This is a genomic window from Paraburkholderia sp. BR10936 (genome assembly GCF_040965735.1).
In the GTDB taxonomy this organism is placed as follows: domain Bacteria; phylum Pseudomonadota; class Gammaproteobacteria; order Burkholderiales; family Burkholderiaceae; genus Paraburkholderia; species Paraburkholderia nodosa_A.
Genome location: NZ_JBFRCM010000016.1, coordinates 171,545 through 198,080, shown reverse-complemented (window position 1 = coordinate 198,080; position 26,536 = coordinate 171,545). Strand labels below are relative to the sequence as shown.

Annotated in this window: 22 protein-coding genes and 1 pseudogene; 7 read left to right on the top strand and 16 right to left on the bottom strand. The window is 64.7% G+C overall.

The annotated features are described in order from the left end of the window. The 6 genes from AB4Y36_RS29480 to AB4Y36_RS29455 all read right to left on the bottom strand — a co-directional run bounded on the left by AB4Y36_RS29480 (window position 1) and on the right by AB4Y36_RS29455 (window position 5,262). A complete protein-coding gene (locus tag AB4Y36_RS29480; RefSeq protein ID WP_069268005.1) occupies window positions 1-885 on the bottom strand; it encodes an ABC transporter permease in 885 nt (294 codons plus the stop codon). Between the two features lie 40 nt (window positions 886-925). Beyond that, window positions 926-1,957, bottom strand: coding sequence for an ABC transporter substrate-binding protein (locus AB4Y36_RS29475; protein WP_368684852.1), 1,032 nt, complete (start codon window positions 1,955-1,957; stop codon window positions 926-928). Between the two features lie 94 nt (window positions 1,958-2,051). Next, window positions 2,052-3,020, bottom strand: coding sequence for a flavin reductase family protein (locus AB4Y36_RS29470; RefSeq protein WP_342946176.1), 969 nt, complete (start codon window positions 3,018-3,020; stop codon window positions 2,052-2,054). Further along, the gene (locus AB4Y36_RS29465; RefSeq protein ID WP_342946177.1) at window positions 3,013-3,903 is read right to left on the bottom strand and encodes an alpha/beta fold hydrolase; all 891 of its coding nucleotides are present in this window, start codon (window positions 3,901-3,903) and stop codon (window positions 3,013-3,015) included. Before AB4Y36_RS29465 ends, AB4Y36_RS29470 begins: the two co-directional genes overlap by 8 nt. 247 nt (window positions 3,904-4,150) lie before the next feature. Next, complete coding sequence (locus AB4Y36_RS29460) at window positions 4,151-4,837, bottom strand: GntR family transcriptional regulator (protein WP_069268001.1); 687 nt, start codon at window positions 4,835-4,837, stop codon at window positions 4,151-4,153. A 134-nt stretch (window positions 4,838-4,971) separates the two neighbouring features. Then, window positions 4,972-5,262 carry a DUF1330 domain-containing protein gene (locus tag AB4Y36_RS29455; protein WP_368684851.1) on the bottom strand — a complete coding sequence of 97 codons (291 nt, stop codon included), beginning with the start codon at window positions 5,260-5,262 and terminating at the stop codon, window positions 4,972-4,974. Window positions 5,263-5,418: 156 nt separating this feature from the next. Between AB4Y36_RS29455 and AB4Y36_RS29450 the strand changes: the two genes are divergently transcribed. The 6 genes from AB4Y36_RS29450 to AB4Y36_RS29425 all read left to right on the top strand — a co-directional run bounded on the left by AB4Y36_RS29450 (window position 5,419) and on the right by AB4Y36_RS29425 (window position 11,829). Continuing rightward, window positions 5,419-6,021: an amino acid synthesis family protein gene (locus tag AB4Y36_RS29450; protein WP_368605819.1), complete on the top strand. Its 603-nt coding sequence runs from the start codon at window positions 5,419-5,421 to the stop codon at window positions 6,019-6,021. Then, a complete protein-coding gene (locus AB4Y36_RS29445) occupies window positions 5,990-6,808 on the top strand; it encodes an alpha/beta hydrolase (RefSeq protein WP_342946178.1) in 819 nt (272 codons plus the stop codon). Before AB4Y36_RS29450 ends, AB4Y36_RS29445 begins: the two co-directional genes overlap by 32 nt. Before the next feature lies 1 nt (window position 6,809). Further along, window positions 6,810-7,769: a flavin reductase gene (locus AB4Y36_RS29440; protein WP_069267997.1), complete on the top strand. Its 960-nt coding sequence runs from the start codon at window positions 6,810-6,812 to the stop codon at window positions 7,767-7,769. Between the two features lie 11 nt (window positions 7,770-7,780). Then, the gene (locus AB4Y36_RS29435) at window positions 7,781-8,818 is read left to right on the top strand and encodes an LLM class flavin-dependent oxidoreductase (RefSeq protein ID WP_069267996.1); all 1,038 of its coding nucleotides are present in this window, start codon (window positions 7,781-7,783) and stop codon (window positions 8,816-8,818) included. A 12-nt stretch (window positions 8,819-8,830) separates the two neighbouring features. Next, window positions 8,831-10,300: an aldehyde dehydrogenase gene (locus AB4Y36_RS29430; protein ID WP_368684850.1), complete on the top strand. Its 1,470-nt coding sequence runs from the start codon at window positions 8,831-8,833 to the stop codon at window positions 10,298-10,300. Window positions 10,301-10,416: 116 nt separating this feature from the next. After that, window positions 10,417-11,829: a cytosine permease gene (locus AB4Y36_RS29425; RefSeq protein WP_368684849.1), complete on the top strand. Its 1,413-nt coding sequence runs from the start codon at window positions 10,417-10,419 to the stop codon at window positions 11,827-11,829. Between the two features lie 81 nt (window positions 11,830-11,910). Here AB4Y36_RS29425 and AB4Y36_RS29420 read toward each other — a convergent pair whose 3' ends face one another. The 4 genes from AB4Y36_RS29420 to AB4Y36_RS29405 all read right to left on the bottom strand — a co-directional run bounded on the left by AB4Y36_RS29420 (window position 11,911) and on the right by AB4Y36_RS29405 (window position 16,388). Then, window positions 11,911-12,852 (bottom strand): ABC transporter substrate-binding protein, encoded by a 942-nt coding sequence (locus AB4Y36_RS29420; protein ID WP_069267993.1) that lies wholly within the window; start codon window positions 12,850-12,852, stop codon window positions 11,911-11,913. 95 nt (window positions 12,853-12,947) lie between these two features. After that, window positions 12,948-13,973 (bottom strand): ABC transporter permease, encoded by a 1,026-nt coding sequence (locus AB4Y36_RS29415; RefSeq protein ID WP_069267992.1) that lies wholly within the window; start codon window positions 13,971-13,973, stop codon window positions 12,948-12,950. A gap of 19 nt (window positions 13,974-13,992) precedes the next feature. Continuing rightward, window positions 13,993-15,504: a sugar ABC transporter ATP-binding protein gene (locus AB4Y36_RS29410; protein ID WP_342946183.1), complete on the bottom strand. Its 1,512-nt coding sequence runs from the start codon at window positions 15,502-15,504 to the stop codon at window positions 13,993-13,995. A gap of 125 nt (window positions 15,505-15,629) precedes the next feature. Then, window positions 15,630-16,388 carry a GntR family transcriptional regulator gene (locus AB4Y36_RS29405; protein WP_368684848.1) on the bottom strand — a complete coding sequence of 253 codons (759 nt, stop codon included), beginning with the start codon at window positions 16,386-16,388 and terminating at the stop codon, window positions 15,630-15,632. Between the two features lie 84 nt (window positions 16,389-16,472). Here AB4Y36_RS29405 and AB4Y36_RS29400 point away from each other — a divergent pair, with 84 nt between their 5' ends. After that, entirely contained in the window at window positions 16,473-17,771 is a 1,299-nt protein-coding gene (locus AB4Y36_RS29400; RefSeq protein WP_368684847.1) for an L-fuconate dehydratase, read from the top strand. Here the strand turns inward: AB4Y36_RS29400 and AB4Y36_RS29395 are convergent. The 6 genes and pseudogenes from AB4Y36_RS29395 to AB4Y36_RS29370 all read right to left on the bottom strand — a co-directional run bounded on the left by AB4Y36_RS29395 (window position 17,768) and on the right by AB4Y36_RS29370 (window position 26,519). Next, window positions 17,768-18,442, bottom strand: a complete 675-nt coding sequence (locus AB4Y36_RS29395; RefSeq protein WP_083245554.1) for a C80 family cysteine peptidase — start codon at window positions 18,440-18,442, stop codon at window positions 17,768-17,770. The genes AB4Y36_RS29400 and AB4Y36_RS29395 overlap by 4 nt on opposite strands. Before the next feature lie 39 nt (window positions 18,443-18,481). Beyond that, window positions 18,482-19,600, bottom strand: coding sequence for a type VI secretion system protein TssA (tssA, locus tag AB4Y36_RS29390; RefSeq protein ID WP_368684846.1), 1,119 nt, complete (start codon window positions 19,598-19,600; stop codon window positions 18,482-18,484). Further along, window positions 19,597-23,353 (bottom strand): annotated as a pseudogene (locus tag AB4Y36_RS29385) (type VI secretion system protein). Before AB4Y36_RS29385 ends, tssA begins: the two are co-directional and overlap by 4 nt. A gap of 149 nt (window positions 23,354-23,502) precedes the next feature. Next, window positions 23,503-24,576, bottom strand: coding sequence for a DotU family type IV/VI secretion system protein (locus tag AB4Y36_RS29380; RefSeq protein ID WP_368684845.1), 1,074 nt, complete (start codon window positions 24,574-24,576; stop codon window positions 23,503-23,505). Continuing rightward, window positions 24,569-25,936 (bottom strand): type VI secretion system baseplate subunit TssK, encoded by a 1,368-nt coding sequence (tssK, locus tag AB4Y36_RS29375; protein ID WP_368605828.1) that lies wholly within the window; start codon window positions 25,934-25,936, stop codon window positions 24,569-24,571. Before tssK ends, AB4Y36_RS29380 begins: the two co-directional genes overlap by 8 nt. A gap of 88 nt (window positions 25,937-26,024) precedes the next feature. After that, complete coding sequence (locus tag AB4Y36_RS29370; protein WP_083245548.1) at window positions 26,025-26,519, bottom strand: hypothetical protein; 495 nt, start codon at window positions 26,517-26,519, stop codon at window positions 26,025-26,027. Window positions 26,520-26,536: the final 17 nt, after the last annotated feature.

Sequence of the window (26,536 nt, the reverse complement as noted above, 5' to 3'; positions counted from 1 at the left end):
TCAGCGCCCTCCGAGACTTGCGCGCGCGTTGCGCGTAAAGCGCAGTTGCAGCGCATAGAGCGAGAGCGTCACGGCGAGCAGCACGAATGCGGCGGCGCCGGCGAGGCCCCAGTTCAAGAGTTCCTGCACGAGCTGCGCGATGAGTTCCGCGAGCATCATGTACGAGGGTCCGCCCAGCAGCGCGGGCGTGACGAAGTAGCCCAGCGCCATCACGAACACCATGAGCGCGCCCGAGGCGACGCCCGGCATGGCGAGCGGCACGAGAATGCGCCAGAACGCCTGCCAGCGGCTCGCACCGCACACGGCGGCGGCGCGCAGCGTCGAAGGGTCGATGCTGCGCAGCGTGGCGTGCAGCGGCATCACGAGAAACGGCAGCATGATGTAGGTCATGCCGATCGTGACTCCCGTCAAGTTGTTGACGAGCGAGAGCGGCTCATGGATCACGCCGATCGCCATCAGCATGCGGTTGATCGGCCCCGTTTCCTGCAACAGCACCATCCACGCGAAGGTCCGTGCGAGCAGGTTGGTCCACATCGACAGCAGCAGGATCGCGAAGAACACGGCGCTGACCTTGCGCGGCGCGATGGCGAGCAGCCACGCCATCGGAAAGCCGACGAGCAGCGTGACGAGCGTCACGACCGTCGCCACGAGGAACGTATTGCCGAACACGCGCAAATACGTGGTCGAGCCGAGCAACTGCTGGTAGTTGTGCAGACCCGGCGTCGGCTCCAGCACGCTGCGCAGCAGCAGCGAGAGCACCGGCAGCAGGAAGAAGATCACGAGCAGCAGCATGGCGGGCGCCAGCAGCCGCATGCTGCGCCAGTCGCGCCGTTTGCGCGTGGCCGCCGCGGCTGGTTGCGCGACGGTACTCAATACGTTAGGCATGGTGTTTCCTTTTGAACCGGTTCGCGACGACGGGACTCGCTTACTTCGATTGCCACGCGTACCAGCGCTTCGCAATCGCATCGCGGTTCTCGGCCCAGTACTTCATGTCGAGATTGATCTGCGATGCCTTGTATTGATCGGGCAGCGTCTTCGCCATGGCCGGCGACATCAGCGCGGCCGACTTCACGTTGATCGGCGCGTAACCGGTATCGGCCGCGAATTTGGCCTGGGCCTGCGGGCTCGTCGCTGCGGCGAGATACTTCATCGCCGCGTCGCGGTGCTTCGCGCCCTTCGGGATCACGAGCATGTCGGCGGCGGTGAGATTCTGGTTCCACGAAATGCCGACGGGCACGCCGGTTTGCGCGAGCGCGTGCAGGCGGCCGTTCCAGAACATGCCGATCGGCGCCTCGCCCGATGCGAGCAGCTGCTGCGACTGCGCGCCGCCGCTCCACCACACGATGTCGCTCTTGATCGTGTCGAGCTTCTTGAACGCGCGGTCGAGGTCGAGCGGATAGAGCTTGTTGGGCGGCACGCCGTCGGCGAGCAGCGCGATTTCGAGCACGCCCGGCGCCGACCACTTGTAGAACGTGCGCTTGCCCGGGAAGCGCTTGGTGTCGAACAGGTCAGCCCAGGCTTGCGGCTGCGCGCCCGTGTATTTCGCCTTGTTGTAGCCGAGCACGAACGAGTAATAGAAGCTGCCCACAGCGGCCTGCGACGCGAAGCGGGGGTCCAGTTCGTCCTTCTTCACCACCGAATAGTCGATCGGCTCGATCAGTCCGGCCTTCTGCGCGGCATAGGCGAAGTCGCCCTCCACGTCCACGACGTCCCAGCTCACGTTGCCGCTGTCGACCATCGCCTTGAGCTTGCCGTAGTCGGTCGGGCCGTCCATCAGCACGGTGATGCCGCTCGCCTGCGTGAACGGCTGCGCCCAATCCTTCTGTTGCGACGATTGCGTGGTGCCGCCCCAACTCGTGAAGACGATGGGGTCCGCGGCCAGTGCCGGTGCTGCGGCGAGTGTCGCTGCGCACGCAATGAACATCGGCGCGATAAACGAGGTGCTTCTGCTGCTCATGGCTATCTCCGGGGATACGGTTGGTTGTCGCTTCGTCAGGCCGGCTGCGGGAAGACCCGTCGGCTTCTTCATGGTTGTGTTCGGTGCCGTGCCGTCAATGCGCGAGGGCGAGCGGCTGCACGGTGCCGGCTTCGCTGTCGCCCACGTAAATGCCGAATGCGTCCTGCTTGCGTTCGCGCACATACCGTTCGAGCATCGAGCGCACGGCGTCGTCGCTCAATTCGTCCCAAGGAATCTGCGAGAGCGGCACGATGCGGATGCTGCTGTCGAGCCAGGGCGAGCCGTTGTGAATCACGCGGCCGCGGTAGTAGATATGCTCGCTCGGCCCTTTGCCGCTGCCGTCTTCGAACACGGCGAACAGAAAGTCGAGATGGGCGCGCAGGCCGAGCTTCGCGAGCACGCCGCGCAGGCTCGCCGCGTCGCTGGCCGGTTCGAGCTTGACGCCCGTCGGCAACGCCACGCCTTCGGGCGTGTCGATGAGCACGAGGCCGTCGCGATGCTCGAGAATCGCGCCCACTTTCGCGCGCACGCCGGCTGCAGCCAGCGCATCCTGCGAGAGACTGAAGTTCACGTACGCGCCGCGGCAGTAGCCAAGCGGCGTCGAACTCGTTTGCACGACGTCCACCACGCGGCCGATCAGGATGATGTGGTCGCCTGCGTCGACGACTTCATGCGTCGTGCAGTCGAAGCTCGCCGCCGCGCCGTCCATCACGGGCGCACCCGTTTTGCGCGCGCTCCAGGGCACTTGCGCGAACTTGTCGGCGGCCTTCGAGGCGAACACGCCCGAAACCTGCTGCTGGTCTTCGGCGAGCACGCTCACCGCGAAGCGGCCCGTTTGCGAGAACACCGCATAGCTCGACGCCGTCTTGGCGATGCACACCAGAATGAGCGGCGGGTCGAGCGACACCGAGGTGAACGAGTTGGCCGTGAAGCCGCGCGGCGATCCGTCGGGCTGGATCGTCGTGACGACGGTCACGCCCGTCACGAACGCGCCCAGCGCGCGGCGAAATTCGGCGATATCGAAAGCCGGTTGCGCGGGTTGGGCAGTCATCGGCTCAGCCATGGCGTTCTCCTGTGTTTGCTGCGGTATTGGCTGCCTGCGTCGCCGACGCAACGGCCAGGAACGCGAGCAGGCTTGCGTTGACGCGTTCCGGGTCGGTCACGTTCATCATGTGGCGCGCGTTCGCAATGACTTCCGCGCGGGCGCGCGGCGCGACGGACGCCATCGCGTGCGACATCTGCGCGCTCGAATTCGGATCGCACTCGCCGGTGAGAAAGAGCGCGGGTACCTCCAGATTCGCGAGACGGCCCACGTGCGCGGCGTCGGAAGATGCGAAAAGACGGTACGTGCGCGCGTAGCCCACGGGATCGACGGCGAGCAGCAGCGCACGCACCGCTTGCGCCGCCTGGGTCAGATGCCCCGGGATCGGGTGGCCGAACCAGCGCGAGAGCGTCGCGTCCACGCCGCTTGCGGCCGGCGCTTCGCCGAGACTCGCCGCGCGCGTCATCACCGCTTCGCGCTGCGCCGGCGTGCGGTCGTACACCGCGTTCAGTGCAACGACGCTCAGCGTGCGCGGCGCATTGAGCAGCGCGAATTCGAGCGCGACGAGCGCGCCCATCGAATGCCCCACCACGTGCGCGCGCTCGACCTGGATGGCGTCGAGCAGCGACTCGAGCTGCGCGGCGTATTCGTCGAGCGTGGGCTGTGCGCTCGGCAGCGCGCTCTCTCCGTGACCCAGCATGTCGTAGGCGACGACGCGAAACGATTCGGACAACGCATCGATCTGCGGCGCCCACACGCTCTGATTCATGCCGACGCCATGGATCAGCACCACGGTTTCGCACGCGGCGCTCGATTGCGGCGCGTACACGCTGTAGCACGTGCCCGCGGTTCGACCGCGCTGCGCGCGCGAGACGCCATGTTCGGAGGCGAAAGCAGGCTTCATGGAATTCAGGCTCCATCCGGCAACTCGGGCGATACGGAAAATCGTCGGAGTTCGCGTTCGATGAGATTATGGTATGCCATCTTATGGCCCACAACAAACTATTGCGTATTATGGAATACCATGAGATCGCTCGCGGGCGCACTGGCATGCTTTGGGCTGCGCCCGATCGACCTGAATTGAGCAGACAAAAGAAAAGGCCGCCAGCGTGTGCCGGCGGCCTTTTTAGGCTGGCGGGTCAGCTAGAGCGTCAGGCGTCGCTGAGACCTTCGTTCTGCTGGGCGAGCGCCGAGAGCGCCAGCTCGGAGACGCGCTTGATATGCGCGAACGACGCCGCGGAGGCCGCTTCGCCGTCGCGCCGCTCGATGGCGTCGAGCAGCAGGTTCATCTCTCGATTGGAGTCGCCGCCGCGCCCCGGCATCGCGATCGTCAACGCGCGCAAGCGGTTGATACGCGCGTTGAGCGTTTTGACGACCGTGAGCGACACCTGCTTGTTGGCGGCTTCGAACAGCGTTTCATAGAAGCGCTCGGTGTGCTCCACCACGCGCGGCAGGTCGCGCTTTTCGAACGCGTCCTCGATGATCGCGCGGATCGCGCGCAGCCGCTGCACGACTTCGGGCGTGGCGTTCTCGGCGCAGGCCCGGGCAGCATTGGCTTCGAGCAATCCGCGCAACTCGTAGATCTCGCCCACTTGCGTGGGATCGAGCCGCGCCACGATCGGCCCCTGCCGCGCGACGGTCTCGACGAGCCCCTCGGTCTCGAGATGCCTAAGCACCTCGCGCACCACCGTGCGGCTCACGCCAAGCTCGTCGCACAGCGTGCGTTCGACGAGCCGCGTGCCCGGCCGGAAATACCCCTGGACTATCGCGCCGCGCAGTTTGTCGAGCGTGAGTTCACGCAGGGTCTTGGCATTGCGATCGATTTTGAGGTCTTGCATAGGCGGCAACAGGAGAAGGACGAAAGCCCGCGCACAAGGATGCGGACATGGAATGCCATATTATGACGCAACTGACGCCCAGCTTTCCTTCTGCCTGCGCTTTGCCCCTTTTGCGCCCCGCCGCAACGGCCCGGTCAGTTCTCCAGCCCCTCGACGATCGAGATCTGCGCCACGCAATGGCCATCGCGCTTCGCCTTGGCCGCTTGATACTCCGGCGAGTGGTAGCAGTCGAGCGCCGTTTGCATGTCGGGGAACTGGATCACGACGTGCCGCGCGAACGACTCGCCTTCCAGCACCTGCGCCGCACCACCGCGCGCGAGGAATACGGCGCCGAACTTCTTGAACGCCAGCGGCGCGATGTCCGTGTAGTCCTTGTACTTCGCGGCGTCCAGCACGGTGACATGTGCAATCCAGTATGCAGTCATCTCTCCTCCTCGTTTTTCATCGTCGGATTCATCAAGAAAAAGCGGCAATCCCTTGGCAGACGGGGTTCACCGTGAGCTATCGGGTTAACACTCATGGCATGCCGTAACATGGTATACCAAAATGCTTCACACAATCAACGTACGAAGGAAGTTGCCATGAGCCTGATTCGCAAATCCATCCTCCATGTCGAGAACGTCTTCGTAGACGGCGACAAGGCCGCTGCGAAGCCGCTGAAAATGATCGGCGCGGTCGCGGTGATCAAGAACCCGTGGGCGGGCCGCGGGTACGTGGAAGACCTCTCGCCCGAGATTCGCGCAATCGCGCCGCAACTGAGCGAGCACCTCACGAAGCTCATCATCGACGAAGCCGGTTCGGGCGAAGCGGTCGAAGCGTTCGGCAAGAGCGCCATCGTGGGTCTTGCGGGCGAGCTGGAGCATGCGTCCGCGCTCATTCACACGCTGCACTTCGGCAATATCTATCGCTCGGCGGTGGGCGCGAAGTCGTATCTTGCGTTCAACAACACGCGCGGCCCAGCCAATGCGCCGCTGCTCATCCCGATGATGGACAAGAACGACGAAGGCCGCCGCTCGCACTATCTCACGCTGCAGTTGTCGATTGCCGATGCGCCGGCCGCCGACGAACTCGTGGTCGCCATCGGCGCTGCAACGGGTGGCCGTCCGCATCACCGCATTGGCGATCGCTACAAAGACCTCGCAGAGCTCGGAAATGACGTCAAGAACCCTGCAGCTGTCAAATAAGCGCGTCGCGCACTATCTGGAGCAAGGCGCGGGCGAACCGCTCGTGCTGATTCACGGCGTGGGCATGCAGGCGAGCGCGTGGTATCCGCAGATCGAAGACCTCTCGGCCGAATTCCGCGTGATCTCGGTCGACATGCCGGGCCACGGTCGAAGCGATGCGCTCGAAGCGGGTGCCGGCTTGCCGCAGTTCGTTGAGTGGGCAACCAGTTTCGTCGAGGCGCTGCACGTGGGTCCCGTCAATCTGGCGGGCCACTCGATGGGTTCGTTGATCGCGGCTGGCGTCGCGGTCACGCGTCCCGATCTGGTCAAGCGTGTGGCAGTCCTGAACGGTGTGTACCGGCGTACCGAAGCGGCGCGCGAAGCCGTGCTGCAGCGCGCCGCCGAGTTGCGCTCGGGCACCATCGACGTGGATACGCCGCTGCGACGCTGGTTCAACGCGGACGAAGCCCAGCAAGTGGCGGCGCAAAAGGTCGAGTCGTGGCTGAAGTCGGTGAACCTTGCGGGCTACGCGACGGCCTACACGGCGTTCGCGGGCGGCGACGACGTGTACGCCGACGGCTGGCAGACGATTCGCTGCCCTGCTCTCGTCCTGACCGGCGCCGACGATCCGAACTCGACGCCGCAGATGGCGAGACAGATGGCGCAAGCCGCGCACAACGGCACGGCCGTGGTGATCGAAAACGAACGCCACATGGTGAACCTCACCGCGCCCGACGAAGTCAATCGCGCGCTGCGTGCCTGGTTGCAGACGGAGCCGCAGGCGGAAAACCACGAAGTGGAAGTGTGAAATGAGCCAAGACACGAGCCAGGTAGTTAACCCGCAAGCCGCGAAGATCAACACGCGCGAGCTGCGCGACGCGTTCGGCGCGTTCATGACGGGCGTGACGATCGTGACGACCGCGACGGACGACGGCAAGCCGCTCGGCTTCACCGCCAATTCGTTTTCGTCCGTTTCGCTCGACCCCGCGCTGCTGCTGGTGAGCATTGCGAAGACGTCGAGCAATTACCAGACGTTTTCCACTGCGGGCCACTTCGCCATCAACATCCTCGCGGAAGGACAAAAGGATTTGTCCAACACGTTCGCGCGGCCGAGCGACGACCGCTTCGCCAACGTGAACTGGCAACTGAGCGCCAACCGCAACCCGCTCATTGGCGACGTCAGCGCCTGGTTCGACTGCACGACGCACGCCGTGATCGACGCGGGCGACCACGCGCTGATCGTCGGCCGGGTCGAGGCGTTTCATTCCGCGGGGTTCGCTGGCCTCGGCTACTATCGCGGCGGTTATTTCACGCCGGCCAGGGTATCGGCGGAAGTCATCGCGGGTCCGAAAGTCATCGTGAGCGCGATCATCGCGCGCGAGGACAAGGTGCTGCTCGTGAAAAACGCAGACGGCAAATGGGGCCTGCCTTCGAAAGAGATCGGCAAGGAAGGCGCCGACAAGGCGCTCGCCGAGATCTTCACGAAGTACCAGCCCGATGCATCGGCAAGCTTCATCTATTCGGTCTACAACAATACCGAAACCCATTACCAGTACATCTCGTTCCTGTGCAGCGCGCCGGATGAACTCGCCGCAGCGGGCGACGCCTCGGCACAATTCGTTAGTCTGGAAGACGTGCAAACGCAAGCGTTCCAGGACAGCGCACTTGCCAGCATGCTCCAGCGCTACCGCAAGGAAAGCGAACTGAAGAGCTACGGGATGTACTTCGGCGACCATAGCAACGGCACAGTCCGCCCGCTTCATTCCTGAAAGGTTCCATCATGCGATTCTCACTTTTCGTTCACATGGAGCGCGTCTCCGATCAGACCAGTCAGAAGCAGTTGTATGACGAAATGATCGAGCTGTGCCAGATCGCCGATCGCGGCGGCATGCATGCGATCTGGACCGGCGAGCACCACGCCATGGACTTCACGATCGCGCCCAATCCGTTCCTCAACATCGCGGACCTCGCCAACAAGACGAAGAACGTGAGGCTCGGCACGGGCACGGTCATTGCGCCCTTCTGGCACCCGATCAAGCTCGCCGGCGAAGCCGCGATGACCGACATCATCTCGAACGGCCGTCTGGATCTGGGCATTGCACGAGGCGCATACTCGTTCGAGTACGAACGCCTGATGCCGGGGCTCGACGCGTGGGGCGCGGGCCAACGCATGCGCGAACTCATTCCGGCCGTGAAAAAGCTGTGGGAAGGCGATTACGCGCACGAAGGCGAGTTCTGGAAATTCCCCTCGACGACGTCGTCGCCGTTGCCGCTGCAGCGCCCGCATCCGCCGATCTGGGTGGCCGCGCGCGATCCGAACAGCCACGAATTTGCCGTGTCCAACGGTTGCAACGTGCAGGTCACGCCGCTGCATTTCGGCGACGAAGAGGTCGAGAAGCTCGTCGGCCACTTCAACGCCGCGTGCGAGAAGTTCAGCAACGTGCCGCGCCCGCAGATCATGCTGCTGCGCCACACGTACGTGGCGAGCAGCGAGGACGACGCGCAGATCGCCGCCGACGAAGTGAACACGTTCTACAACTACTTCGGCGCGTGGTTCAAGAATGAGCGCCCTGTGAGCCGCGGCATGATCAAGCCCCTCACGAAGGAAGAGATCGCCGCTCACCCGTTCTATACGCCCGAGGCGATGCGCAAGAACAACGTCATCGGCACGCCCGAGGAAGTGATCGGGCGTCTGCGGGCCTACGAGAAACTCGGCTTCGACGAGTACTCGTTCTGGATCGATACGGGCATGAGCTTCGAGCGCAAGAAGGCGTCACTCGAGCGCATGATCAACGACGTCATGCCTGCATTCAGGTAAGGGGCGGATTCCATGGACTTTCATTTTCAGCTGTATATCGACGGCCAGTTCGAACCGGGCGCCGCGACGTTCGACAGCGTGAACCCGGCCACGGGCAACGTGTGGACGCAAATGCCCGAAGCGCGCACGGAGCAGGTCAACCGCGCCGTCGAAGCGGCCAACCGCGCGTTGACCGATTCCGCGTGGGCCGGCCTCACCGCCTCGGCGCGCGGCAAGCTGTTGCACAAGCTGGCCGGGCTCGTCGAAAAGGCTGCGCCGCGGCTCGCTGAAATTGAAACGAACGACACCGGCAAGATCATTCGCGAAACGTCGAGCCAGATCGCTTATGTGGCCGAATACTACCGCTACTACGCGGGAATCGCCGACAAGATCGAAGGCAGCCACATTCCCGTAGACAAGCCGGACATGCAGGTCTGGCTCGAACGGCAGCCCGTCGGCGTGGTCGCCGCCATCGTTCCATGGAACAGCCAGTTGTTTCTTTCCGCCGTGAAGGTCGGGCCGGCGCTCGCCGCCGGTTGCACGGTCGTTCTGAAGGCTTCCGAGGAAGCGCCCGGCCCGTTGCTCGAATTCGCGCGGCTCGTGCACGAGGCCGGATTTCCGCCGGGCGTCGTCAACGTGATCACCGGCTTCGGGCCGGAATGCGGCGCTGTGCTCAGCAGCCATCCCAGGGTGGACAAGGTGGCCTTCACGGGCGGCCCCGAAACCGCGCGGCATATCGTCAGGAACACCTCGAACAATCTTGCGAAGGTCTCGCTCGAACTGGGCGGCAAGTCGCCATTCATCGTGTTCGCCGATACCGATATCCAGAGCGCGGTGAATGCGCAAGTCGCGGCGATTTTTGCGGCAAGCGGCCAAAGCTGCGTGGCGGGCTCGCGTCTTTTGATCGAGGCATCCGTCAAGGACGAATTCCTCGCGTTGCTTGTCGAACGCGTCTCGCGCATTCGCGTGGGTTCGCCCAACGAGATGACGACGGAATACGGGCCGCTCTGCACCGAAAGGCAACTGCGCAACATCGAGAAGATCGTCGCGAGTTCCGTGAGCCAGGGGGCAAAGGTGCTCGCGGGCGGCAAGGCGCTGGGGCGCGACGGCTACTACTACGCGCCGACAATTCTGGACTGCTCGGGCGTGAGCAACGCGGACAGCATCACGACGGAGTTGTTCGGCCCCGTGCTTTCGGTGGATACGTTCGCTTCCGAACAGGAAGCCATCGAGAAGGCGAACAGCAGCGCCTACGGACTCGCGGCGGGCATCTTCACCACCAACCTCACGCGGGCACATCGCGTTTCGCGGCGCGTGCGCTCGGGGATCGTCTGGATCAACACCTATCGGGCGGTGTCGCCGCTCGTGCCGTTCGGCGGCTTCGGGCTTTCCGGGCACGGCCGCGAGGGCGGCATGGCTGCCGCGCTCGAATACACGACGACGAAGTCCGTGTGGCTGCGCACCTCGGACGAACCGATCAGCGATCCGTTCGTGATGCGCTGATCCGTTCCCCGCTGCACCGCTTCAAAGCCGTTCCAAAGCCGCTTCAGAGCCGTTCAAGGCCATGCCGCGCCACCTTCGTGGCGTGGCTCGGCCTGTGCAATAAAGATGGAGACACTATGAAAAACCCGGCGAACGACAACAGCGTTCTGACCATTGAAAGCAACTCGATCGAGTATGTCGCTCCCGAGCATCGGCATGGCAAGCCAGTCGATCTCTTCACGTTGTGGTTCTGCACGAATGTCGCGCCGCTCGCGGTGATATCCGGTGCGACTTCGGTCCTGGTCTTTCACCTCGACGTGATGAGCGCGATTCTCGCCATCGTCGCCGGGCAATTCTTTGGCGCCATTTTTCACGCCCTCACCTCTGCGCAAGGCCCGCTCGTCGGCGTGCCGCAGATGATTCAAAGCCGCGCGCAATTCGGCCGCTATGGCTCGCTGCTCGTGGTCAGCTTCACCACGCTGATCTATCTCGGCTTCTTCGTCTCGAACATCATCCTCGCGGGCAAGACGCTTCACACCGCCGCGCCCGCGGTGCCCGTGCCGGTAGGCACCGTGCTCGGCGCGATTCTCGCGACGCTCGTCGGCGTGATCGGCTATCACTTCATTCACCGCTTCAACAAGATTGGCGCGTGGTTCATGGGCGGCGCGCTCCTGATCGGCATGATCATGATGGCCCCCGGTCTTGACGCGCAAATCCTGCAGCAGGGTCATTTCGACGTGTCGAACTGGTTCGCGATGTTCGGGCTGTGCGCCGTCTGGCAAATCAGCTTCGCGCCCTACACGTCCGACTATTCGCGCTACCTGCCGACCTCGGCGGGCTTTGCGAAGACCTTTGCGTTCACGTATTTCGGCACCTCGCTCGGCACCATCTTCGCGTTTCTCTTTGGCGTGCTCGCGGTCAGCACCGGACATTCCACCGACGCCATGCAAGCCATCCGCACGCAAACGGGCATGTTCGGCTATGTGCTGATCTTCCTCTTCCTGGTCAACATCATTGGCCACAACGGCATGAATCTGTATGGCGGGGTGCTGTCGTTCATTACCGCCGCACAGACCTTCCGCCCCGACTGGGTGCCTGGCCGCACGGTGCGCGTCGTCTTTTCGAGCGCGCTGCTGGTCGCCTCCACCGTCACGGCGTTGTGGGCCTCGAGCAATTTCATCGCGATCTTCCTGACGGCGATCTTTGCCATGCGCATCGTGCTCGCGCCGTGGGTCGCGATCAATCTGGTCGACTTTTATCTGATCAACCACCGGCGCTATCGCGTCGCGGAAATCGTGAGCAGCCACGGCGGCGTCTATGGCTCCTTCAACTTCAAGGCCATCGCGATTTATCTCTTCGGCATTGCGGTGCAGGTGCCGTTCATGGCGGAGAGCTTTTTCCACGGCCCGCTGGCGTCGATCGTCGGCGGCGCCGATGTCTCGTGGATGGTTGGCCTCGTCGCGACAGCGCTGACCTACTACGTGTTCGCTTCGAAAGACGGTTCGCGTACTCCCCGGCGCTCGCCGGCTGGGGCGGCGGTTTCCGAGTGAAGTGCGCCGCAGACGCGTAAAACGAAAAGGAAGAGCCTCAGCTCTTCCTTTCTCCCTGCACATGACTCACACCGATATCAATCAGTTGTAAAGCACCGCCGCGATCTTCGGGTCGTTCATATTGGTCTTGTCGTACCAGTAAAAGCCCGTGTCGATTTTCTTGGGCAGTGTTTCGCCCTTCAACGCCTTCGCCGCGGAATCGACGACGCACTTGCCGATACCGACCGGGTTCTGCGTAATCGCACCCGCCATCAGGCCGGACATGATGGCCTCCTTCTGCTCCTTGCCCGAGTCGAAGCCAATCAGCACCAGCTTCTTGCCCGACTCCTTCACGCCGATCGCCGCGCCTTCCGCCGAGCCTTCATTGGCGCCGAAAATGCCCTTGAGGTTCGGGTTCGCCTGAATCATGGCCTTGGCGATTTCCGCCGACTTCAGGTGGTCGCCCGCGCCATACTGCACGGAAACGATCTTGATGCCCGTGTGCTTCGTCTTTATCTCGTTGACGAAGCCGTCGCGGCGGTCGATACCCGTGCGGCTCGTCTGGTCATGCACGATCACGCCGACTTCGCCGGAATTGCCGATCATCTCCGCCATCTTGTCGGCGGCGAGCGCGGCGGCGGCGAGGTTGTCCGTGGCGCAGGTCGTGAGCGGAATATCGCTGTCGACGCCCGAGTCGAACGCGATCACAGGGATCTTGCTGGACTGCGCGCGTTTGAGCAGCGGAACGGCGGCCTTGCTGTCGAGCGCGGCGATGCCGAGCGCCTGCGGTTTCTTGGCGAGCGCGGCCGAAAGCATGTCGATCTGCTTGTCGACCATGGCCTCGGTTTCAGGGCCTTCGAACGTGATCCTGACGTTGTTCGCCGTCGCCGATTGTTCCGCGCCGGATTTCACGGCCTGCCAGAACTGATGCTGAAAGCCCTTCGAAATGATCGGAATGTAGGGTTCCTCAGCATAGGCCAAGCTGGACGTGCCCACGAGCGCGCCCACTCCGATTACGGCACTGATCAGTTTTCTTTTCAACATGACATTTCTCCTCCTAAGGTGGGCCATAGACCTCCAGCCGTTGAGGGAGCCTTGTTTTACTCCCCGTTCTCTCCGTGCTTCTTCCGTCTCCTCTTCTAAGTCTTCTTGCGGCGCAGGATATCCGCGTAAACCGCGAGGATGATGATGAGACCCGTCACCACGATCTGCCATTCCTGTGCGACCGACATGATGCGCAAGCCATTGGTCAGCACACTCATGATGAACGCGCCGATGATGGTGCCGAGTATCGTGCCCGAGCCGCCGCTCAGCGACGTGCCGCCGATCACCACGGCCGCAATGGCTTCCAGCTCGTAGCCCTGGCCAAGTGCCGGTTGCGCCGAGTTCAGGCGCGAAGCGATCAAGAGTCCCGCAATGCCGCAAATCGCGCCGCCAAGGCCATAAATGGCGATCTTCCAGCGATCGACATTCACGCCTGAAAGGCGCACGGCCTCTTCGTTGCTGCCGAGCGCGAACGTATAGCGTCCGAGCGCCGTTCGGTTCAGCGTGATCGAGCTCACAATGGCTAGCACAAACAGAATCAACACGGCGTTCGGTACGGGCACGCTTGGCAGAAAATAGCCGATCAGCGAGTCCTGCGAAATCATGTAGAAGTTTTCGGTGTCGGTGAAATAGATCGGCTTGTCGGACGAGACGACGAGCGAGAGCCCCTTGAGCAGCAGCATCATGCCCAGCGTGGCGATGAACGGCGGGATCTTCATCTTCGCCGTGAGCGTGCCGGAAATGGTGCCGCACACCGCCCCCGTGCCGATTGCCGCCAGTACGCCGATCCACATCGGCAAATGCCAGTAGGTCAGGAAAACGCCGCAAATCACCGCGGTAAAGGTCATCAGCGTGCCAACCGACAAATCGATGCCGCCCGTGATGATGACGAACGTGCTGGCAATGGCGAGCACGCCGTTCACGGCGGTGGCCTGCAGAATGCCGAGGATGTTGTCCATCTGCATGAAGGCAGGCGAAGCGAAGCTGAAAAAGATCAGCAGCAGGATCAGGCTCGCGAACGCGAGCATTTTCTGCAGCGCAGTGGGCGAGAAAATGCGCGCCTTGATGCCGGACGACCGTTTCTGGTCGGTCAGCGCCGCAGTATCCGATTGCATAGTCATGGATTCGACCTCTTGAGGCTCATGCCGCTTGCAGGGTTTCGCGCTGGGTCGCGAGATGCATGATGCGCTCCTGGGTCGCCTCGCTGGCGGAGAGTTCGCCAGTGATACGGCCTTCGCACATCACTACGATCCGGTCGCTCATGCGCAGGATTTCCGGAAGTTCCGACGAGATCATCACGATCGCCTTGCCTTGTTCGGCGAGCGCCCGCAACAGCTTGTAGATCTCGCTTTTCGCGCCGACATCGATGCCGCGCGTGGGCTCGTCGAAGAAAAGCACGTCGCAGTCGCGCTCCAGCCACTTCGCAATGACGATCTTCTGCTGGTTGCCGCCCGACAGCAGACGCACCGGCTGCGTAGCGGAAGGCGTGCGGATGGCGAGCAGACTGATGAAATGCGCCGCCGTCTTGCGGATTTGCATGCGGCGCAGAAACACGTTCAGCGAGAGGAACTTGCCGAGATTGGACATCACGATGTTCGATTCGACGTCCATGCCGGTCGCGAGACCAAAGCGCTTGCGGTCCTCGGAGAGATACCCGATGCTGTGCGCGACCGCATCGCTCGGCGTTTTGATCGATACCTTCGCGCCTTTCACGAAGATGTCGCCGGATTCGACCGGGTCCGCGCCGAACACGGCGCGCGCGACCTCAGTGCGGCCGGCGCCCATGAGTCCCGCAAAGCCCAGTATTTCGCCTTTGCGCAACGTGAAGCTCACATCCCGCACGAGCGGGCCCGCGTTCAGATGCTTCACGTCGAGCGCGACTTCGCCCTGGTGCGCCGGCCCCTGGTACGGTGCAACATCGGCGAGTGTTCTGCCGACCATCATACCGATGATGGCCTGCACGCTCGTATCGGCGGCGGCGACGGTGGCGACGTACTCGCCATCGCGCAGCACGGTGACGCGATCGGCGATCTGCTTGAGCTCGTCCATCTTGTGCGAGATGTAGACAATGCCCACGCCCCGCTCTTTCAACTGGCGAATGATGCGGAAAAGCTCGGCGATTTCCGCGTCGTTGAGCGCGGAAGTCGGCTCGTCCATGATGAGCACGCGCGAATCGAACGACAGCGCCTTGGCGATTTCGACCATCTGCTGGCTTGCCACCGTGAGCGAGCCGACCACGGTGCGCGGATCGAGGTGCACGTGCATGCGGGCGAGAATCTCGCGCGCCTGCGCATTGAGCTTGTCTTCGTCGAGAAAGAGCCCGAGGCGCCCGCGCGGTTCGCGGCCGATGAACATGTTCTGCGCGACGGTCAAATGATTCATCAGCTGGAGTTCCTGATGAATGATGCCGACGCCCACGGCCTGGGCCTCGCCCGGACTCGCGAACGCTATGGGCTGGCCATCGTAGAGAATGTCGCCCGAGTCGCGCGTATACACGCCCGCGAGAATCTTCATCAGGGTCGACTTGCCCGCGCCGTTCTCGCCCATCAGCGCGTGCACTTCGCCCGCCATGAGATCGAATTGCACTTCGTGAAGCGCTCTCACGCCGGGAAAACTCTTGCTCAGCTTGTTGACGGAGATGAGCGGCGTCATGGCGCTGATCCGCGAAGAAAAGCCAGACACATTACGGGGCCTCTTGATTGCGTGCGCGGCGTGGCTTGCAGCGCTGCACAAAGGGGGTTGAAGGATGGGCATTGCTCGACGTACGACCAAAGCGCTCAAGGTGCAAAGAGATCTGGCCGTTCTTTCGCGGACCGGCGCAATTCCTCGATGACCTGATCGAGATGGTCGTGCATTGCTTTGGCCGCTGCGTCGGCACGGCCGGCGCGAATGGCTTCGAAAATCCGTTCGTGCTCCTCGAGCGTGTGCACGAGACGCTCGGGACTCGCCAGCAGTTGCCTCGCGCGGTCCAGCGCGTTGCGCGACACCGCGACGATCTCTTTCACGCGCGGCAGATTCACCGCGTCTAACAGGATTTCATGAAACGCCAGATCGAGCTCATGAAACTCGAGACGCTGGCCATTACCGGCAATCTTGCGCTGCTCAACGAGATTGGCTGCCAGTGCGTCGATCGTGGCACGGTCCTTCATGCGCGCGACTCCGCGCACCGTTTCGACTTCGAGCGCGCTGCGAATGAACAGATGCTGGCGAATATCGTCGAGCGCGATCGGTTTGACGCGCGTGCCGCGCTGCGGCAAAACTTCGACGAGACCCGCATGCGCGAGCTTCGCGAGCGCGGCGGAAACCGGAAAGCGCGACACGCCCATGCGTTCGCAGACCGCCATCTTGTCGATCATCATCCCGGGTTCCAGCGCGAGCGTCACAATCGCTTCTCTCAGTGCGTGCTCGACTGCATCGGTCAGGCTGCCGCGCTCGCCGCCTCTAATCTTTTGCAGTGCGACATAAGGATCGCCAACACTCGCCATTTCGGATGAAGAGTTCACGGCACGCTTGATTTTAAGAAGACATGCTAGCATGCTAGATAGCAGATTCAGCGTTGTCAACGCGTGCAAACGTCTGGTTTTCCCTACCGAAAGCCGTCCCTTCACCGGGGAGTTCGAATGACTACGATCAGCAAGCTATCCGTTCGCGACATCCGCTTTCCCACTTCGCGTTCGCTCGACGGTTCCGACGCCATGAATGCCGCGCCGGACTACTCCGCCACTTACGTCACGCTCGAAACCGATTCTCCAGACAGATTCACAGGGCACGGGCTCACGTTCACGATCGGACGCGGTAATGAAATCTGCGTGACGGCGGTCAACGCGCTAGCGCCGCTCATCGTCGGCAAGCGGCTCGAAGACATTACGGCGAACATGGGCGCATTCTGGCGCGCATTTACTTCGGATAGCCAACTACGTTGGATCGGCCCCGACAAGGGCGCGATTCATCTGGCAACGGCGGCAGTCGTCAATGCGGTGTGGGACCTGTGGGCCAAATCGGTTGGCAAGCCCGTATGGAAACTGCTCGCGGACATGAGTCCGGAGGAACTCGTGCGCTGCCTGGATTTTCGCTACGTGACCGATGCGATTACGCCTTACGAAGCGTTGGCCATTCTGCATCGCCACGCGAAGACCAAGGGCGCGCGCGAAGTGGAAATGCTCGCGCAGGGCTACCCCGCCTATACGACTTCGGCCGGCTGGCTGGGCTACGACGACGACAAGATCCGGCGCCTCGCACGGGAAGGCGTCGCGCTCGGCTGGACGCATTTCAAGCAGAAAGTGGGCGGCAATCTCGACGAAGACGTGCGGCGCGCGCGCATTCTGCGCGAGGAGATCGGCGAAAACCTGAAGCTGATGATGGACGCCAACCAGGTGTGGGACGTGGACGAAGCGGTGGCGAACATGCGGCGGCTCGCGGAATTCGATCCGTGGTGGATCGAGGAGCCGACGAGCCCCGACGATATTCTCGGCCATGCGGAGATTCGCCGGCGTTTGGGGTCGATTGGGGTTGCCACGGGTGAACACTGTCACAATCGCGTGATGTTCAAGCAGCTGTTGCAGGCGCAGGCGATCGATTTTTGTCAGGTGGATGCTTGTCGGTTAGGTGGACTTAACGAAGTCATCGTCGTTTTGCTGATGGCGGCGAAGTTTGGTGTGCCTGTTTGCCCGCATGCGGGCGGCGTTGGGCTGTGCGAGTATGTGCAGCATATTTCACTGTTCGATTACTTGTGTGTTTCGGCTTCGCTGGAGAAGCGCGTGCTCGAGTATGTCGATCATTTGCATGAGCATTTTGTTGATCCTGTTGTGATTCGGAATGGGCGTTATATGCCGCCTCAGAAGCCTGGGTATAGCATCGAAATGAAGCTGGACTCACTCGAGAAGCACACCTTCCCTGAGGGCGAGGCCTGGCGGCCCTAGCCTATGTCCATCATGTCCTCATCGATATCCATATAGTCCGCGTCTTCGTCGATATCCATTTCCGTGCGTGCAAATCCGAAGCGCTGCGCGCGTTGCTCGTCCCAATAGAAGACGACCTTGGAAAAGAGCTGATTGGGGTGCCGCTGGTTTGTGACCGGATTCTTCGTGAGTTTCCTTCCGATGCGCGCCCCCTGATTGATCACCGCATTGTTCATCGTGCGTCCGCTCGCGCTCACGTAGATTCCGTGTGTTTGACCGAGAATCCGGTGCAGGTCGCCAACGTAGCTGTTTCCGGAGGCAACGTACGGAATCTGGTCCTTCGCCTGATCCTTTCCCAATGCCAGCCTGCAAGCCGTGACCGAAACGATGGCCGGCAAGTTGCCGGCCAGTCCGCATTGCGAAAGGTACTGGGCTAACAGCGCAGCGTCCACCCCGCCCAGCGTTTGCCTCGAAACGGATCCGTGACCGCGTATATAGAGGCGCCACGGCTGCATCAGGTTAGCCGCCGCCTGGGACACCGCTTGCGGGCTATCCGTGTTTGCCGTAAAGACGTAAGTCGGCACCCCTTGGCTAACGCCCTTGGCCACGATCGATTGGGTTCCGTTCAGAATGGTGCCGTCGTTGTTACCAGACAGGACATTGATGATGATCTGGGCAGCATATTTGGACATTTCGGTCATCTCCAATCATGAATCGGGGACACGCCTCGCCTACTGCGTTTGTCCACTCTCAGGCAACAACCCAAGCGCCGCCCCCAGCGCCCTGCCACGCTCACCGGCCATCAACTCGGCGAGCAACTCGGGCAACGGTTTCCCGCCCCAATCAAGCGCCCGCTTGAGCATATAAGGCACAGGACTATGCGGCTCATAGCGCATGAGATAGTCCGCCACGATAGCGAGCAACCGATACGCCTCATCACGCGACTGCGGCGCATCCAGTCTCCTCGGCACAGCCGGCGCCGGCACCCCTACAGCCGCAGCAACCTGAATCATTGCAGGCTCGACCACCGCATTCTCCCGAATCGTTGCAACGTCAACCATTGGTACGTCCTCCCACTCGGGATGCGTCGTGAGCCAGTCGCGCAAGACGCTCTCCATGCGTTCCAGCGTTTCCAGCAGCACCCCGAACGACGGCGCCTCCGCGCCGAGCCGCTCGGTGCACCATGCATCGAGTCTCGCAATAGGCCCACGCGCCGCGCGCAGCGCCTGCAACTGATCGCGCAACGCGGCAGGCTCCGCCGCATGCGCAGCCTGAGCCAACGCCTGCGCCACGCGTGCAGCCTCCTCGCGCTTCGCGGCCGGCACGTCTTTGCGGTCCTTCACCGCCACCGCCTCGCGCTGCGCACCCTGCCAGCGCGCAAGCGTCAGCGCAGATCCATCCGGCCCCGCGCACAACGCGATCCGCCCACCGAGCAAGGTCGGAAACTGCTGGGCCACCCAGGCGAGCGGCGCGGCCCGAAAGCCCAAATCGCCATCGCGCGGCAACGGATGAATGTCGTCCCAATAGCGCACACACAATTCACTCAGCAAGACGAAGCAATCCGGCAAGGCAACACATCCGTATCGATGCAGCCAGCTCTCGCCCAGCCATGCAGCGAGCGTCAAATCCTTGCTACGGCGAGCGAGGAGGTCCTCGCAGCCCGCTTCCACGGCGGCCCAGTCCGCGACCTTGAGCGCGGTTTGCCAGATGCCCGCAGGCAATGCCGGATCGTCCTCGCGTCGCGCCGCCTTGATCGCGTCGAAGGCGGCGTCGTGCAGGAGCGAAACGCCGGCCGGCGCGCTCCCCGGTATCGGTTGAACGAGTGCTTCGATGTCGAATGCCGGGTTCATCCGCGCCCCGCTTGTGTGCTCGACGGATACGGTCCATAGGTGAACGCTGGGCTGCCGTATGCGCTGTAGCCCGGCGCCGCATACGGCAGGTCAGGCCACGCGAGCGCCGTTTTCGACGCGCCCGTCATGCCCACACGCATGAACATGCGCGCCGTTTGCGTGCCGCCGTTGCGGTCGCGCACCGGCACGCTCAGCACCATAGGCGCGTTGCCCGCGCCCGTGCCGGTATCGACGCCGTCGTCCGGCACCGCATGCAGGCGCACGAGGCGCAATAGCGACCACGTGTCGTTTGCCGCCCATGTGGCCGCTTCGCCGTCGACCGAGAGCGTCGGCTGCGACGCGTCCTGCATGGGCCGCCACGGGCCGTCTTTCGCCCAGCGCAGGCTCAGCGCGGCGGGCTGGCCCGGCGCCCAGCGCAGCGGCGTTCCCGCCGCGGCGGGCCAGGCGAGCGTCTGGCTGCCGCTCGCGAGCGACCACTGGATGACCTGGTCCGCACCGGCTTCGTCGGCGCGATCGATACGCCAATCCACCGCCACGTCCACACCCACGAGCGCCCCGTCAGCGCCGCGCGCCACCAGCGCGTCGAGCCAGGGCTTCGCGCGCGCGAGCTTCGCCAGAAACTGCTGCGCGCCCGCTTGCGGGCCGCCGCTCGCCGCCGCGGCGCTCATGCCGCGTTGCGCGTCCGCGAGCTTCGCGTCGAGCAGCGCCACGAAGGCCGCCGTCTGGCGCAGGTCGGCGGCCTGGGCGCTTGCATCCGCTGAGAACGGGAAGCGGCCGGCCAGGTAGCGCGCAAAATAGTTGCGCAACTGTTCGTAGGCCTCCCCGCCGGTGCCGATCTGCAGCCGGTAGCAGCGTTCGCGCGCCGACGAGACGAGCCGCATGCCCGCGCTCGCAACGATATCGCCCGAGCCCGGCACGTCCACCTGCGCGAGCGAAGCGCTGCAGGTGTCGAGGTCCATCTTGTCGAGCTGGTTGGAGATGATCGACGGCACCGCCACCAGTGCGCTCGCCGGGCTGCGCGCGCGGTATTGCGCGAGGTCCGCGAAGAGCGCCTTCCAGCGCGCCACGAGCCGAGCGTCCGCAGTGGAGAGCGGCGGATTCTGCGTGGTCAGCCAGTCGAGCGCGCTCGACGCTAACGTGGCCGTGTCCGCCACCGCACTCGACTGCGCGGCAAGGTAGGTTTGCAGCGCTTCGGGCGTAGCGGCGCCGAATGCGCGCATCGACCCGCCGGCGTTGCCGTTCCACGCCGAGAAGTCGCCGCGCAGCGGGCGGAACGGTTCGAGCGATTGCAACTGGACATCGGTCGAGCGCAGCACATCGAGCGCGGCATCGCTCACGCGCAGGGCGACGGCTTGCGCGAGATCGGCGCGGCCGAGCGAGTCGAACGCTTCCACGAGATCGGTCGCATTCTTGCGCAGCATGTCGAAGGACGCGCCCTGCGTCTGCGGCGCGTAGGCGACGTTGCGCGCGCCGCCGCCCGATGTTGCCGCTGTTGCAACGGGTGCCGACAGTGCGGCCACCATGCTGTGCACGGTCGCATTGCCCGCCGCGGCGAGCAGCGCGCCGCGCCACGCTTCGGGCGCCTGCGCAAGAAGCCCTGCGGAGTATTGCTTGTAGGCGGGCAGGATCGCCAGCGCGCGCTGCGCCGAGCCGGCATCCACGCCGCGAATTTCGGCCGTCGCGCTGCCTTCGCCCGCGACGAACGACTGGCCGAGCAGCGTGCGCAACGCGTCGCGCAGCGGCAGCAGGTCCGGCGCCAGTTGCAGCCCTGTGGTGGGATTGGAGGCCAGCACGCCAGGCAGGTTGCCGCTCGCGAGCCAGCGCGCCGCGAACGCGCTTTGTTCGCTCTGTTCGTGCTCCAGCACGCTCGCCACCGGCGTCGCGCCGATCAGGCGGAGCCCCTTTGCCGTGTCGAAGGTCGCCGTGAGCCCCGGCACGAGTTCCTGGCCATGTGTGCCCGCCCAGCCGTGGTCCGCGGTGTCGACCTGGGTTGCGAGCGTGTCGATGCGCGTGGCCAGTTCGGAGAGCGAGGCGGTGGTCGGCACGGCGCCGGGCGCCTTGAGATCGGCGAGCATGGCCTGGATTTGCGCGGCGTTCGTCGTGAGCGAGGAGTCCTGATAGATGTCGTCGAACCAGCGATCGAAGGTCTCCTCGAAGCACACGCTCGCCCGTGCGTGCGCGGCGCGCGCCTCGGTGCCGTCGAACGACAGTTCGCCGCCTTCCACTGCAGTCGCACGTATGGCGTCGTCCAGCCCCGCACGGTCGGCCACATGATCGGGGGAAAAGCTCACGCCCACCGCACCGCGCATGAGTTGAGCGAGCATCACGGTGTTGCCCGAATCGCGTTCCACTAGTTCGTTGTAGTTCGTGATCAGCCGCTCGGTCTGCGCCGCGTTCGTGACGAGCCGTGTGCCCTGCGTGTACTCGGGCAGGTCCTGGGGACGCCGCGCGGCGGCCACGAGGCTCGCGTTGTCGCCCGACTCGTTGGCGCCGTCGCAGTTCAGTTCTGCGAGACGGCTGACGAGCCGCGCGCGCAGCGGCGAGAACACGAGCCCGCTCAGCACGTGGTATTGCGCGTCGTCGAGCCGGCGGTGCAGGCCGAAATACGACAGCGGCATGAACGGCGTGGCGAGCTGCCAGCGCGGCACCTTGACGAAGGCGTTCGCCGCGCTGCCCAGCGCGTTCGCCGCCGCCGTTTCGCTGCTGCTCGTGCCCGTTTCGTGCCAGGCGACGCTGGCGAGCGCGAGCGCGTCGTAACTGCTCGCGAGCAAGCGTGCGTCGCTGCGCACGTGCCAGGTGGCGACGCCCAGGCCCACGCACCAGCACACGCCCAACGCGATCGCTGCGAACGTGGCGACACGGTAGCGACGCATGCGCAGCGCCAGCACGCGCGGAATGGCGAGCGCGAGCCCCTGCCCCGGCATCAGCAAGTCGTGCCACAGGCGCGACGCGAAGGCCGGCGCCGCCGCGGCGCGCGCCTCCCTGCGCGCCGCGTTCGTGATGGCGGGCTCCTCGCGCTCCTGCGCCTGCGGCATCGCACCCACGCACCAGATGCCGCGCAGGAGCGGCGCGGTGCCGTCGGCTGCGCCGCGCAAGGTGGGCTCGATGTGCTCGCGCAACGGCTCGCGCAGGGTGTCGATGCGCTGCGGCAACAGGAAGACGTCGCCGTCCAGCGCGCCGTCGAGCGTGCCCATTTCGGTGACCGTCGCCGCGAGCGCGCGGCTCATGTCGGCGAAGGCTTCGTCCACCCACGCGGCTTCGAAGGCGCGCCGCGGCGCATACGGCGAGGCCCAGCCCAGCGGCGATTCGATGCGGTCCCGGCAGCGCGTCGCAGCCCGTCACCACCACGTAGAGCGGCAGCATCTGGCCCAGTTGACGCTGCAGCGCGAGCACTGTGCGCGAGGCTTCGAGCGCCGCGTCGGTGTCCGCGCGCGCGGTCCCGTTTTCGTCGATGAGCGTATCGAGCGCGATCACCCACACGAGCGCGTCGAGCGGCCGGCCCGGCCGGTTGCGCAGCAGACCGCGCAGCAAGCGCCCGCCGGTCGAGCCGCGCCGGCGTTCGGCGGCCGCACGCGCACCGAGCGACTCGCCTGGCTCTGCGATCAGAATGCCTTCGGCGTCGTGCCAAAGCCTGCCGAACCACGCCGGCTCGCCAACGGGCGTGAGGCGCCAGCTGAGCGCCAGCGCGTCGAGCGCCGCCGGTGCGCCCGTGGCCAGCACGCGCGGCACCGAGTATGGATCGTGCACGCCCATCGCGTTGTGCGCCGTGCGCATCATCGCGGAGAAGTTGCGCAGCGGCCTGCGTTCGTCGCGCCCACGCAGCCAGCGCACGACGAGCACGGCCGCGAGCCCCACGATCAACAGCGCGATGAGGACGATCAGGACGACTACGAGTGTGGTCGTCATGGCCGTGCTCCGCGTGGCGTGGCGTCCGGGCTGTCTTCGCTGTCTTCGCTGCCTTCGTCGGCGTTCTGCGCGCTCACCGTGACGATGCGCCGTGCGGCGAGTGCGAGCGTGGCGGGCGGCGTCGTGGAGACCGTAGCCGCCGCGGGCATGTCCTGACTTTGCGGCATGGCAGCCTGAACGTCGCCTGGCGGAACCGCCGGACGCAGCCTGCGCACCGTCCGTGCGCGCGGCAGCACCATGCCCGTGGTACTCGTATGGCTCGCCTGCGCCGGACGCCCTTGCGCCAACGAGACCGTTTCGAACTGTTCGAGCGATGGCCGCACGGGCGCCGTCGCGTAGAGCCACAGCAACTGTGAGATACCGAGCAGCACCGCGAATCCGCCGCCCACGAATAGCGCGAGCCGTGCGCGGTCTGGAAACATCTGCGTGAGCGGACGGGTTTCGCGCGGCGCCAGCGCGGCGCGTTCGAGAGGCGCGCCAAGCCGGTCGGGCTCGGGGTCGCGCTGCATGGCGAACGCGAACAGCGCGTGGCGCAACTGGTCGTGACGCAAGGCGCCCGCCTCGCCGCGCAGGCGGCCACGAAAGCCTAGCGTGAGGCAGGCGAGATAGACGTTGGCGAGATCGCGCTGTGCCGGATCGCGCTGCGCAAGCAAGGTTTCGATGGCGGCCGGAATGCGCTCGCCCGCCGCACGCGTGCCGAAAATGCGCGCTTCGAGCGGATGCGTTTCCCATGCGCTCGCGCCATTCCACGCCGAAAACAGCAGCAATTCGTCGAGCAGCGCGACATAGGCGTACTGCGCGGCGGCGATGTCCGCTTCGGCCGCCGCGCCGGTCCAGGCCATCGCATCGCGCGCGAGCTTGCGTGTGGCGGACTGCAGTTGCGTGGCGAGCGCGTCGGCATCGCGCTGGGGATCGGCGGGCGTCTCTGCGCTCGCGGCATTCGCGGCGCTGGCTGCATTCGCCGCCTGCGCAACCGCGCGCAAGCGCGCGTTCTCCGCAAACGCGAACGCCACGACGAACGCGCGCATGAGCGGCAGGCGCTCGTCGGTCGGGTCGCTGGCATCAAGCATGATCGGCTCCCCCCTGGCGTGCGTCGTCGGCGGCGTCGCCCGTGGGCGTGAAGAGTTGCACCGCCCAGGGCGCGCGACCCGGTACGGTCGTACGGACTTCGATGCACAACGGCTGCGCGCGGTCGAACCACGCGTCCTCCACGGCCACCGCGAAGAGCGTCGTGTCGTCGCCCGTCGCGTAGGCCGCGCGCTCCTCGCGCGCGAGCCGCCGGCGCGCGAGGCCGCGCATGCGTTGGCGCGCGAGCGTGGGCACGTAGGGCCGCGACGCGACGACGGCATGATCGAGCCACACGCTCGCGTCGTGCTCGCCCGCGTCGGGTGGCATGCGCAAACCGATCACGAGTTCGCGCGCCACGTTGCCGCCACTTTCGAACGGCGGCGCAATCCAGAAACTGCCGCCTTCCTCGGTGAACGCGCGTACGCGATACCCCTGGCGGATTGTCGCGAGCGCTTCGTCCGCCCACGCGAGCAGCGGATCGAACGACGCGAGCAGCGCCATGTAATCGAACGTCGCGAAGGCGGGCACGCCGCGCGCGGGACGCAGCGCCGCGAGCGCGCCTGTCATGCCCGCAACGGCGCGATACAGTTCGGCGGGATGCGCGATGCCGGTGACGAGCGTCGCCTCCACTTCGGGCAGACGGCTCCAGAGCGCGCAAAGCTGGCGCTCGATCTGGGCCGAATCGTCGCGCTCTTCCGCGCGTTGCGCGGCCTGCAGACGTCCGGCCAGGAACACGCACTTTTCGCGCACGCGCAGCAGCAGCTGCATGACGCGTTGCCCGAGCACCGAGTCGGCGCGCACGAACGGACAAGGCGGCGCGTAGTCCGCAATCGCCACGCCGCCGCCCTGCTGCCTCACGCGCATGAGCGGCAGGCGGTCGAATTCGTGACGGCCGAGATCCGTCATGAGATGCAGCCGCGGCGTCCACGTCGTGATCGAAGCCGGCTCGCCACCCGAGACAAGATCGGGAACATCCGGACTCTCGCGCTGGGTGTAGCGCCCGGCCTGCGGATCGAGCTGCCCGCCGCGATACAGCGGTGGTACCGCGAGATAGATCGTGACTTCCTCGTCCGGCGCGCTGAACGCGTGGCTTACGTCGATCTCCAGCACGGGATCGTGCGGCGTGTGGCGAATGGTGAGGCCGTCGGCCAGAATCGCCTCGAGCGCGCTGATGCGCACGAGCCCCTGGGCGAGCCCCGCGGCGTCGTGCTCCAGAGAGAGCACGCCCCAGTAATGCGCGCGCGCGGCGCCGGCGAGCAAGGCGGCGTGCCCCGCCGCGTGCAGCGCCTGGGTCTGGAAATGTTGCGGCAGCAAGGGCATGCCGTCGAACCAGCAGACCGGATCGGGAAACGAAGTACGCATGATGTGTTTGCTTTCTATTGCTAAACGTTTCGTCGTTCAGTGTTGGCGCGCCACTACATGACACCGTTGCGTCACACCGTTTGGCTGCTCAATGTGCGGCCTGCACGCTCAGATCCTGGTCGCCGAGCAGCAGCAGCGCGTGAGCGGGCCCCGTATCGAGCCTCACGCGGTGCGCGCCCGGAGTCTGGTAGTCGGCGAACACCACCACGCCTGCGCCCCGCTTGCCGCCAAACGGAAACGGCGCCGCCGCGATCTGTTGACCCGGCACGACTTCGAACGACACGACCGTGATGTCTTCGGGATGATCGCGGCGCCATTGATCGCGCTGAGCGAACCACTTCGCCGAAGGCAGGCCGAGCAACGCGTCGAGCAGTTGCTGATTGCGCACGAGCACGGCGTCCACGGCAATGGGCGTGTCCTGATTCGCCTGAGTGGAGACGGCAATGGCCAGGGTATCTACCTGTACCTTGGGCAGCGACGAACACGCCGCGAGCACCTGCGCGAGCGCGAACGCCAGCGCGGCGGCGCGCCAGCCGCACGGCTTCGCGGCGCGCGACGCGCCGGCGAATAACGTGGTGATCACTGCGCAATCCCCATTGT

Coding starts and splice junctions, on each gene's coding strand:
- AB4Y36_RS29480 (WP_069268005.1), bottom strand. CDS start 885: ATGCCTAACGTATTGAGTACCGTCGCGCAACCAGCCGCGGCGGCCACG.
- AB4Y36_RS29470 (WP_342946176.1), bottom strand. CDS start 3,020: ATGGCTGAGCCGATGACTGCCCAACCCGCGCAACCGGCTTTCGATATC.
- tssA (WP_368684846.1), bottom strand. CDS start 19,600: ATGAACCCGGCATTCGACATCGAAGCACTCGTTCAACCGATACCGGGG.
- AB4Y36_RS29430 (WP_368684850.1), top strand. CDS start 8,831: ATGGACTTTCATTTTCAGCTGTATATCGACGGCCAGTTCGAACCGGGC.
- AB4Y36_RS29415 (WP_069267992.1), bottom strand. CDS start 13,973: ATGACTATGCAATCGGATACTGCGGCGCTGACCGACCAGAAACGGTCG.
- AB4Y36_RS29460 (WP_069268001.1), bottom strand. CDS start 4,837: ATGCAAGACCTCAAAATCGATCGCAATGCCAAGACCCTGCGTGAACTC.
- AB4Y36_RS29435 (WP_069267996.1), top strand. CDS start 7,781: ATGCGATTCTCACTTTTCGTTCACATGGAGCGCGTCTCCGATCAGACC.
- AB4Y36_RS29465 (WP_342946177.1), bottom strand. CDS start 3,903: ATGAAGCCTGCTTTCGCCTCCGAACATGGCGTCTCGCGCGCGCAGCGC.
- AB4Y36_RS29380 (WP_368684845.1), bottom strand. CDS start 24,576: ATGCTTGATGCCAGCGACCCGACCGACGAGCGCCTGCCGCTCATGCGC.
- tssK (WP_368605828.1), bottom strand. CDS start 25,936: ATGCGTACTTCGTTTCCCGATCCGGTCTGCTGGTTCGACGGCATGCCC.
- AB4Y36_RS29405 (WP_368684848.1), bottom strand. CDS start 16,388: ATGCTAGCATGTCTTCTTAAAATCAAGCGTGCCGTGAACTCTTCATCC.
- AB4Y36_RS29445 (WP_342946178.1), top strand. CDS start 5,990: ATGACGTCAAGAACCCTGCAGCTGTCAAATAAGCGCGTCGCGCACTAT.
- AB4Y36_RS29450 (WP_368605819.1), top strand. CDS start 5,419: ATGAGCCTGATTCGCAAATCCATCCTCCATGTCGAGAACGTCTTCGTA.
- AB4Y36_RS29420 (WP_069267993.1), bottom strand. CDS start 12,852: ATGTTGAAAAGAAAACTGATCAGTGCCGTAATCGGAGTGGGCGCGCTC.
- AB4Y36_RS29410 (WP_342946183.1), bottom strand. CDS start 15,504: ATGACGCCGCTCATCTCCGTCAACAAGCTGAGCAAGAGTTTTCCCGGC.
- AB4Y36_RS29400 (WP_368684847.1), top strand. CDS start 16,473: ATGACTACGATCAGCAAGCTATCCGTTCGCGACATCCGCTTTCCCACT.
- AB4Y36_RS29440 (WP_069267997.1), top strand. CDS start 6,810: ATGAGCCAAGACACGAGCCAGGTAGTTAACCCGCAAGCCGCGAAGATC.
- AB4Y36_RS29475 (WP_368684852.1), bottom strand. CDS start 1,957: ATGAGCAGCAGAAGCACCTCGTTTATCGCGCCGATGTTCATTGCGTGC.
- AB4Y36_RS29425 (WP_368684849.1), top strand. CDS start 10,417: ATGAAAAACCCGGCGAACGACAACAGCGTTCTGACCATTGAAAGCAAC.
- AB4Y36_RS29455 (WP_368684851.1), bottom strand. CDS start 5,262: ATGACTGCATACTGGATTGCACATGTCACCGTGCTGGACGCCGCGAAG.
- AB4Y36_RS29395 (WP_083245554.1), bottom strand. CDS start 18,442: ATGTCCAAATATGCTGCCCAGATCATCATCAATGTCCTGTCTGGTAAC.